The following is a 7,536-nucleotide window of genomic DNA, read 5'->3' on the forward strand; positions in this document are numbered from 1 at the left end:
TCCAGAAACGCCGTCTATCACCGGCTTTCCCGAGCCTGCGACCGCCAACTCAACTTGTGCCTCCACATCATGGCTACCACCCAATCCGACGAAACACCAGCGGCAAAACTTACTACCTACGCAAACCCGCGAGCAGCAAAAACCACAACGAAACAATGTACTACCTCAAACAACAACTCTCCGACACCATCTACCGACCGCTCCGCAACGACACCAACACCACCACTTAACACAAAGAAACACCACCTTGATGCACACAACCCTCACCACCGCAGACACCTGCGGTGGTGACAACACAGGGACCGCTAATTGACCGTACCCGTGCGTTTTGCTCGGGTACGTTGAAAGAGCGGAGTTTACATATCGTTTGCGACGATAGGCCCCGAGAAGTTGAAGGCAACACGCTTGAGGTGGACAGCTTAGCGGATCGGTTAGATGACAGCAGTACCGTAGCAGCAATTATAACCACTTTTGCGACTGCAGCTACCGATCGAATATCGCTGTTGGCAGCGAATTACCTCTACCGGCAAGCACAGAAATCTCAGGACCTTCAGCGCTCAATACGCGGAGATTATTCAACCGTATGCAGATGTCTTGCAGAAGGCCAGCGCTACCTATTCGGACGTTGCGGTCGACAACCTCGAAAACTTAGGTTGACCGACTAACCTTACTGAAGGAAAACAAAGAGAAGAAAAGTATTTCCAACACCACCAGAGTTATCAGCACCGTTCACAACGGTAACACCGGATGATATTCTCAACGCCATATATACATATATATATGGTCAAGGTTCTTGAGTCGATGCTGAACTCCTGTAAGAAGTAGTCCGACTTGAGCAACTACAACACTTCAATGGGTGAGATGGGCAGCTACAAAATGGACGAGCAGGCGAGTCGGCGAACTGGATGGAGGAAACAGCCATCCAACGTTGGGCATGGCTGTGAACCGCCTACCAACCGTGCCAAACTGACCGCCAAAACGGCCCAGGACATCGCAGACGCCTAATACACGAATGCATACGAACTTGGTGCCTTCGGCAGATATCACCGCTCACCACAAGAAGGTGCAGGAAGCCATGGACAAGTTCGGAATAAATGCCCCGGAGATCGCTGCCCTCGAAAAATATTAGGTGTTCTAAGGTCGCGGAACGCGAAAGCAATGAACACTTACGCACGTGAGGTGTGGGCTCAGCTGTCGTCGAGGGTAATTCCGCTTGGCCAGGCGCCGCAGATAGTCGCTCTGCCCTCCGACTAACCATTTCTGCGAAATAAGCTACGTCGCTGCGGCTCTCACCAACGCGACTCCCCCAGCCACAACACGTTGACACCGCTTAGCACCTGCTCGATGTGTTCAAGAACCTCGGCAACCGAGCGGCCCAGCAGCGCGGCCACCGCGTCAGGCAGTGACGCAGCGCCGGGTTGCGACGACGCACGGGGTCGCACCATGTCCAACAACGACGAGCCAGGATAACTGATGAGGCGGACGTCGGCGTCAGCATCCAGACCGGCCAGGACCTTGGCGCGGCGCACCGCGGTTCGAAAGCCGCCAAGTTCATCAACCAGGCCGCGTTCGAACGCGTCGGCGCCGGTCCAGATCCGTCCTCGCGCAACATCATCCACTGCATCGATGGTCATACCGCGGCCTTCGGCGACGCGTTGCAGGAAATCGGAGTAGAACAAGTCTGCCTCGGCCTCTCGATGGGTGTGCTGTTCCGGCGTGAACGGCGCATCAACTGACCATGCATCGGCATTGGCATTGGTGCGCAACGTATCTGATCCGACGCCCAATCGAACTTTCAGATCCCGAATCACCAACTTCCCGGTGATCACACCAATCGAACCGGTGATTGTACCCGGATTAGCCACAATCGCGTCGGCGCCCGCCGAGACGTAGTAGCCGCCGGAGGCGGCGACCGCACCCATGGACACCACCACCGGCTTGCTGCGATCGCGGGCTCGTTTCACCTCACGCCAGATAGTTTCAGATGCGGTGACTGAGCCGCCTGGGCTGTTCACTCGGAGCACAATTGCAGACACCGAATCATCAACAGCGGCCTCACGCAGTGCCGCCGCAATGGTGTCGCCACCACCGGTAGAGGTGCCAAACGGCAGAAATTGCGGTCCACCGCGTCCATTAACAATCGCGCCTTCCAAGGTGACCACGGCTATCGCTGACTTAGATCGGCGGCCAGGAATCGACGGCATGGGTGGTACCAACCGGGACCGGATCGCACCGACATAGCGCGACAAGTATAGCCGCGGTGGACCGCTGTCAGTGTCCAGACTCGTCGTCGACTCACTCGACTTTGGCGTAATACCTTCGGCACCAACTAGTTCCGCTATTCGGACATAAGCTTCATCGCGGAATCCTATCCGGTCGACCAAACCGGAGGCGATCGCGTCATCGCGTAACAGAGGAGCCCGGTCGGCCAACGGATTGAGCGCTGCGGGATCGAGCTTGCGTGATTCAGCGATCCCCTGCCACACCTGGTCTTGCAGGCTTGCCAGCATCCGGCTGACCGCCTCGCGGTGGGCATCGGTAAAGCCACCTTCGGTGAAAAGATTTGCTGCCGACTTGTATTCACCCCGTGCGACAAACTGTGCCTCGATTCCTGCCTTGGCCAGCGCGTCCCGTAGAAACGTAGCATTGCTCGCGAAGCCAATCAGCCCGACACTTCCCGACGGCTGCATCCAGACCTCACCAAAGGCAGAAGCCAGATAGTAGGACAACGTGCCCGGATAGGTCTCGGCCCAGGCCAGTGACGGCTTGACCGCGCTGAAGGTGACGACGGCCTCGCGCAGTTCCTGCACTGCCGCCGGCGGCGACGCACCCAGCTGAACGCGGGCAATCATGCCGGCGACCCGGGGGTCGTCGGCGGCGCGGTAAATCGCGGCGACAGCCTCACGCAGGGCGATCGGTCGACCATCCCCGGCGATAAATGCAAAAGGGTCAAAGCTGGTAGTTTCTGGGGGCATCGACCGCAAGTTAACTTCGAGCACGCAACCGTTCGGTATGCCATGGTGACGGGCCGTGTTAACCCGGTTGAACAGAGCACGCACGTCGTCGATACCAGGAAGAAGGGGCAAAAAGACGAACATGTTTGCAGCGTACCGATACACGGTGAACCCCCGCCGTACAGGTGGGGGGATGGTCTGACTACAGCTCGATAATGGAGCCGCCTGCGGCGGTGATTTTGTCGCGCGCCCTGCCGCTAAATCTGTGTGCGGACAGGTTAACTTTGACGGTCAACTTGCCGTCCCCTAGAACCTTAACCAACGAGTTCTTCCGAACCGCCCCTTTGGCCACCAAATCGTCCACGCCGATTGCACCGCCCTTAGGAAACAACCGGTTGATGTCACCGACATTGACGATCTCGCATTCTGCGCGGAATCGATTCCGGAATCCCTTGAACTTAGGCAGCCGCATATGGATCGGCATCTGCCCGCCCTCAAAGGTCACCGGCACCTGCTTGCGGGCCCTAGTGCCCTTGGTACCGCGGCCGGCAGTCTTGCCCTTCGAGCCCGCACCACGGCCGACCCGGGTACGTGGGGTTTTCGACCCGTGCGCGGGGCGCAAGTCGTGCAATTTAATGGTCACTTGGCCTCCTCCACCTCGACGAGGTGGCGTACCACCGCAATCAACCCACGGGTGGCTGCGTTGTCCTCACGAATCACCGAATGCCGAATTCTCCGCAGGCCCAGAGTGCGCAGACTTTCCCGCTGTTTCCACCGTGCCCCAATCTTGCTATGTACCTGGGTGATCTTCAAGTATGCCATGGTTATACCGTTCCCACACGCGCTGCGCTGGCGGCCAGCGTTTCACTCTCCCGCCGCGCCTTCAGCATCCCAGCCGGGGCGACATCTTCGATGGGCAGGCCGCGCCGAGCCGCCACCGCCTCCGGACGCTGCAACAGCTTGAGCGCGGCCACGGTGGCATGCACCACGTTGATCGCGTTGTCGCTGCCCAACGATTTCGCCAAGATGTCGTGCACCCCGGCGCATTCCAACACCGCCCGTGCCGCACCACCGGCGATCACACCGGTACCCGGGCTGGCAGGGCGTAACAGCACCACGCCCGCCGCCGCTTCGCCTTGCACCGGATGAGTAATAGTGCCGCCGATCAACGGCACCCGGAAGAAGCCTTTGCGTGCCTCTTCGACCCCCTTGGCAATTGCGGCGGGAACTTCCTTGGCCTTGCCGTAACCAACACCAACTAAGCCGTGACCATCACCTACGATGACCAAAGCGGTGAAACTGAATCGCCGACCACCCTTGACCACCTTGGAGACACGGTTGATGGCAACGACCCGCTCCAAGTAGTTGCTCTTCTCACCGTCACGGTCCCGATCACGACCACCACGGCCACCTCCCTCGCGCCGGCCACGGCCTTCGCGGCTATCACCTAGCCCGCCAGCTGGCTGCTCCGCCATTATGCGGTCCTTCCAGTCTTATTTGTCATTCAGAAGCTCAATCCGCTCTCACGTGCGGCATCAGCCAGCGCCGCGATCCGTCCACCGTAGGTGTACCCACCACGGTCGAATACCACCGTGTCAATGCCGACAGCCTTGGCACGTTCAGCGATCAATTGACCGACCCGCACACTGCGGGCTTTCTTGTCACCTTGCAGACCGCGCACATCAGCCTCGATTGATGACGCGGCGGCCACCGTAGTGCCGGTGACGTCGTTAACCAGTTGCACATGAATGTGCCGCGCGGAACGACTCACCACCAACCGGGGGCACTCCGGAGTGCCCGACACTTTCTTGCGCAGTCGTGCGTGTCTACTCAGCCGAGCAACTCGTCGGGCCTCAGAAACTGATTGCGCCATGATTACTTACCTGTCTTTCCCACCTTGCGGTGGATTTGCTCACCCTCGTAACGCACACCCTTACCCTTGTACGGATCGGGGCGGCGCAGACGGCGGATATTCGCCGAGATCTGACCAACCTTCTGCTTGTCAATCCCCGTGATGGTGAACTTTGTCGGTGACTGAACCGCGAACGTGATGCCCTCGGGAACTTCGATCACCACCGGATGGCTATACCCCAGCGCGAACTCCAAATTGGAGCCCTTGAGCTGAACCCGGTAGCCCACACCAAAGACCTCCATGTTGGCGGTGTAACCCCGCGTCACACCGATAACCAGGTTAGACACCAAAGTACGCGACAGCCCGTGTAGTGAGCGGGTGCGCCGCTCATCATCAGGACGGGTGACCACGATGGCACCGTCGGAGTTGCGCGCCAGTGTGATCGGCTCGGCGACCGTCAAATCCAAGGTGCCCTTAGGTCCCTTTACCGATACGTTCTGACCGTCGATCGTGACGTCGACTCCGGCGGGGACCGGAATCGGCTGCTTACCAATACGTGACATGATCGCTTACTCCTGCTCTCCGGCTACCACACATAAGCGAGGACTTCACCGCCCACACCCTGTCTGGCCGCCTGACGGTCGGTTAGCAGGCCCAAGGAGGTCGAGATTATAGCCACGCCCAACCCACCCAATACCCGCGGCAAATTGGTCGATTTCGCATACACTCGCAACCCCGGCTTGGATACCCGACGCAAACCAGCGATGCTGCGTTCCCGGCTTGGCCCGTACTTAAGTTGGATAACCAATGACTTGCCAACCCGAGCGTCTTCGGTGCGAAAGTCGCTGATGTATCCCTCGTTCTTAAGGATCTGGGCGATATTGGCCTTGATCTTGGAGTGCGGCAAAGTCACTTCATCGTGATACGCCGAATTAGCATTGCGTAGACGTGTCAAGAAGTCTGCGATCGGGTCCGTCATGGTCATGGTGTTCTAGTCCCTGTGTACCTGTTACCAACTGCTCTTCTGCACACCGGGCAACTCGCCGGCATGCGCCATCTCGCGCAGGCAGATCCTGCACAGCCCGAACTTGCGGAACACCGCACGTGGGCGACCACATTTGCTGCAACGCGTGTAACCGCGCACCGCGAACTTCGGCTTGCGTGCAGCCTTGTTGACCAGTGCTTTTTTCGCCATGTACTCAGTTCTCCTTGAACGGAAAGCCGAGGGCCCGCAACAGCGCTCGTCCTTCATCGTCGGTCGTCGCCGAAGTGACGACGTTGATGTCCATGCCGCGAACCCGGTCGATCTTGTCTACATCGATCTCGTGGAACACCGACTGCTCGGCCAGTCCGAAGGCGTAGTTGCCGACGCCATCGAATTGCTTGGGTGAAAGCCCCCGGAAGTCACGAATACGTGGAAGCGCAATCGACGTGAGGCGGTCGAGGAACTCCCACATCCGGTCACCACGCAAAGTTGCCCGAACACCGATCGGCATGCCCTCGCGCAATTTGAATTGCGCGATCGACTTCCGCGCCTTACGGATCTCGGGTTTCTGCCCGGTGATCAGCGCCAAGTCGCTGACTGCACCGTTGATCAGCTTGGCGTCTCGGGCTGCTTCACCGACGCCCATGTTGACAACGACCTTTATCACGGCCGGGATCTGCATCACATTGCCATAGCTGAACTGCTTTTTCAACAAATCCCGGGTCTCGTTGTGGTAACGCTGTTTAAGGCGCGGCTGCATCTTTTCTACAGTGCTCATCAGATGTCCCTGCCATTGCGCTTGGAGATACGCACTCGCTTGCCGGTCTCCTCGTCTACCCGGTAGCCGATACGGGTGGGCTTGCCGTCCGAATCGACCACCAGCACGTTGGAGACGTGGATTGGGGCTTCCTGGGTGACAATTCCACCAGACTGGGCTCCACGCTGGTTGGTCGAAATCGCGGTGTGCTTCTTGATCCGATTGACGCCCTCGACCAGCACCCGGCTACGGCTCGGGTAAGCCCTCAGCACCTTGCCTTTGGCACCTTTGTCCCTCCCCGAGATAACCAGAACGGTATCGCCCTTATGAACCTTCATCTACAGCACCTCCGGGGCCAGCGAGATGATTTTCATGAACCGCTTCTCACGAAGTTCGCGGCCGACCGGCCCGAAGATACGAGTCCCGCGCGGTTCGTTGTCCGGCTTTATGATCACCGCTGCATTCTCATCGAACTTGATATAGCTGCCGTCAGGACGCCTGTGCTCCTTGGCGGTGCGTACCACGACGGCTTTGACAACATCCCCACGCTTGACGTTGCCACCAGGAATGGCGTCCTTGACGGTAGCAACGATGACATCACCGATACCGGCGTAGCGTCGAGACGAGCCGCCGAGTACCCGGATGCACAAGATCTCCTTGGCGCCGGTATTGTCGGCCACCTTCAGCCGCGATTCCTGCTGAATCACCCGATCTCCTGACCTGGTTCACGTATGCACGGCAGGAAGAACCCACAAAAACCCGACGTGCGCAATCTTTGCCGCCGAAGGGCACGCGGGGCCACCTTGCAGGCTCGTCGCTTGCACGTGTCGACCGAGGTCTGCCCAAGGCAACCCCCAGAGTCTAGGGGATGACCAGCTCAGGGCCAAATTCTTGCCAAAATTTAGATATGGAGCTGGGTTGTCGGTGTGGGGTGGGGCCGGCCCACCGTAGTTCAAACACTCGGCTTGCCGGACGTCAGCTGTGTGGT

Annotated in this window: 12 protein-coding genes and 1 pseudogene; 2 read left to right on the forward strand and 11 right to left on the reverse strand. The window is 58.8% G+C overall.

Annotated elements, in window-relative coordinates; all coding sequences use genetic code 11:
- A pseudogene (locus MUBE_RS16455) lies at nucleotides 1-230 on the forward strand (hypothetical protein); the annotation flags it as partial.
- A 57-nt stretch (nucleotides 231-287) separates the two neighbouring features.
- Nucleotides 288-665 (forward strand): PE domain-containing protein, encoded by a 378-nt coding sequence (locus MUBE_RS20620; protein ID WP_424399105.1) that lies wholly within the window; start codon nucleotides 288-290, stop codon nucleotides 663-665.
- A 624-nt stretch (nucleotides 666-1,289) separates the two neighbouring features.
- On the opposite strand, the gene sppA is transcribed toward MUBE_RS20620, so the two are convergent.
- Genes sppA through rplN form a run of 11 tightly spaced genes read right to left on the reverse strand, consistent with a single transcriptional unit; the run spans nucleotide 1,290 to nucleotide 7,255 of the window.
- Nucleotides 1,290-3,098 (reverse strand): signal peptide peptidase SppA, encoded by a 1,809-nt coding sequence (gene sppA / locus MUBE_RS13875; RefSeq protein ID WP_116540978.1) that lies wholly within the window; start codon nucleotides 3,096-3,098, stop codon nucleotides 1,290-1,292.
- A gap of 58 nt (nucleotides 3,099-3,156) precedes the next feature.
- Nucleotides 3,157-3,597, reverse strand: coding sequence for a 50S ribosomal protein L15 (gene rplO / locus MUBE_RS13880; RefSeq protein WP_116540979.1), 441 nt, complete (start codon nucleotides 3,595-3,597; stop codon nucleotides 3,157-3,159).
- A complete protein-coding gene (rpmD, locus tag MUBE_RS13885) occupies nucleotides 3,594-3,776 on the reverse strand; it encodes a 50S ribosomal protein L30 (RefSeq protein WP_116540980.1) in 183 nt (60 codons plus the stop codon). The genes rplO and rpmD overlap by 4 nt, the downstream gene beginning before the upstream one ends.
- Before the next feature lie 2 nt (nucleotides 3,777-3,778).
- On the reverse strand, nucleotides 3,779-4,429 hold the full coding sequence (gene rpsE / locus MUBE_RS13890; RefSeq protein ID WP_116540981.1) for a 30S ribosomal protein S5: 651 nt from the start codon (nucleotides 4,427-4,429) through the stop codon (nucleotides 3,779-3,781).
- A 29-nt stretch (nucleotides 4,430-4,458) separates the two neighbouring features.
- Nucleotides 4,459-4,827, reverse strand: coding sequence for a 50S ribosomal protein L18 (rplR, locus tag MUBE_RS13895; RefSeq protein ID WP_116540982.1), 369 nt, complete (start codon nucleotides 4,825-4,827; stop codon nucleotides 4,459-4,461).
- Between the two features lie 2 nt (nucleotides 4,828-4,829).
- Entirely contained in the window at nucleotides 4,830-5,369 is a 540-nt protein-coding gene (gene rplF / locus MUBE_RS13900; RefSeq protein WP_116540983.1) for a 50S ribosomal protein L6, read from the reverse strand.
- Nucleotides 5,370-5,392: 23 nt separating this feature from the next.
- Nucleotides 5,393-5,791 (reverse strand): 30S ribosomal protein S8, encoded by a 399-nt coding sequence (gene rpsH, locus MUBE_RS13905; protein WP_116540984.1) that lies wholly within the window; start codon nucleotides 5,789-5,791, stop codon nucleotides 5,393-5,395.
- Nucleotides 5,792-5,815: 24 nt separating this feature from the next.
- On the reverse strand, nucleotides 5,816-6,001 hold the full coding sequence (locus MUBE_RS13910) for a type Z 30S ribosomal protein S14 (RefSeq protein ID WP_011739072.1): 186 nt from the start codon (nucleotides 5,999-6,001) through the stop codon (nucleotides 5,816-5,818).
- A 4-nt stretch (nucleotides 6,002-6,005) separates the two neighbouring features.
- Nucleotides 6,006-6,569 carry a 50S ribosomal protein L5 gene (gene rplE, locus MUBE_RS13915; RefSeq protein WP_116540985.1) on the reverse strand — a complete coding sequence of 188 codons (564 nt, stop codon included), beginning with the start codon at nucleotides 6,567-6,569 and terminating at the stop codon, nucleotides 6,006-6,008.
- Nucleotides 6,569-6,886 carry a 50S ribosomal protein L24 gene (rplX, locus tag MUBE_RS13920; RefSeq protein ID WP_116540986.1) on the reverse strand — a complete coding sequence of 106 codons (318 nt, stop codon included), beginning with the start codon at nucleotides 6,884-6,886 and terminating at the stop codon, nucleotides 6,569-6,571. Before rplX ends, rplE begins: the two co-directional genes overlap by 1 nt.
- The gene (rplN, locus tag MUBE_RS13925) at nucleotides 6,887-7,255 is read right to left on the reverse strand and encodes a 50S ribosomal protein L14 (protein WP_116540987.1); all 369 of its coding nucleotides are present in this window, start codon (nucleotides 7,253-7,255) and stop codon (nucleotides 6,887-6,889) included.
- Between the last annotated feature and the right edge of the window lie 281 nt (nucleotides 7,256-7,536).

It is taken from the genome of Mycobacterium uberis, from assembly GCF_003408705.1.
Classification (GTDB): Bacteria; Actinomycetota; Actinomycetes; order Mycobacteriales; family Mycobacteriaceae; genus Mycobacterium; species Mycobacterium uberis.

What these genes read in the sequence shown, in the direction of transcription:
- sppA (WP_116540978.1), bottom strand. Translation starts at nt 3,098, where the DNA reads ATGTTCGTCTTTTTGCCCCTTCTTCCTGGTATCGACGACGTGCGTGCT.
- rpmD (WP_116540980.1), bottom strand. Translation starts at nt 3,776, where the DNA reads ATGGCATACTTGAAGATCACCCAGGTACATAGCAAGATTGGGGCACGG.
- rpsE (WP_116540981.1), bottom strand. Translation starts at nt 4,429, where the DNA reads ATGGCGGAGCAGCCAGCTGGCGGGCTAGGTGATAGCCGCGAAGGCCGT.
- rplR (WP_116540982.1), bottom strand. Translation starts at nt 4,827, where the DNA reads ATGGCGCAATCAGTTTCTGAGGCCCGACGAGTTGCTCGGCTGAGTAGA.
- rplF (WP_116540983.1), bottom strand. Translation starts at nt 5,369, where the DNA reads ATGTCACGTATTGGTAAGCAGCCGATTCCGGTCCCCGCCGGAGTCGAC.
- rpsH (WP_116540984.1), bottom strand. Translation starts at nt 5,791, where the DNA reads ATGACCATGACGGACCCGATCGCAGACTTCTTGACACGTCTACGCAAT.
- MUBE_RS13910 (WP_011739072.1), bottom strand. Translation starts at nt 6,001, where the DNA reads ATGGCGAAAAAAGCACTGGTCAACAAGGCTGCACGCAAGCCGAAGTTC.
- rplE (WP_116540985.1), bottom strand. Translation starts at nt 6,569, where the DNA reads ATGAGCACTGTAGAAAAGATGCAGCCGCGCCTTAAACAGCGTTACCAC.
- rplX (WP_116540986.1), bottom strand. Translation starts at nt 6,886, where the DNA reads ATGAAGGTTCATAAGGGCGATACCGTTCTGGTTATCTCGGGGAGGGAC.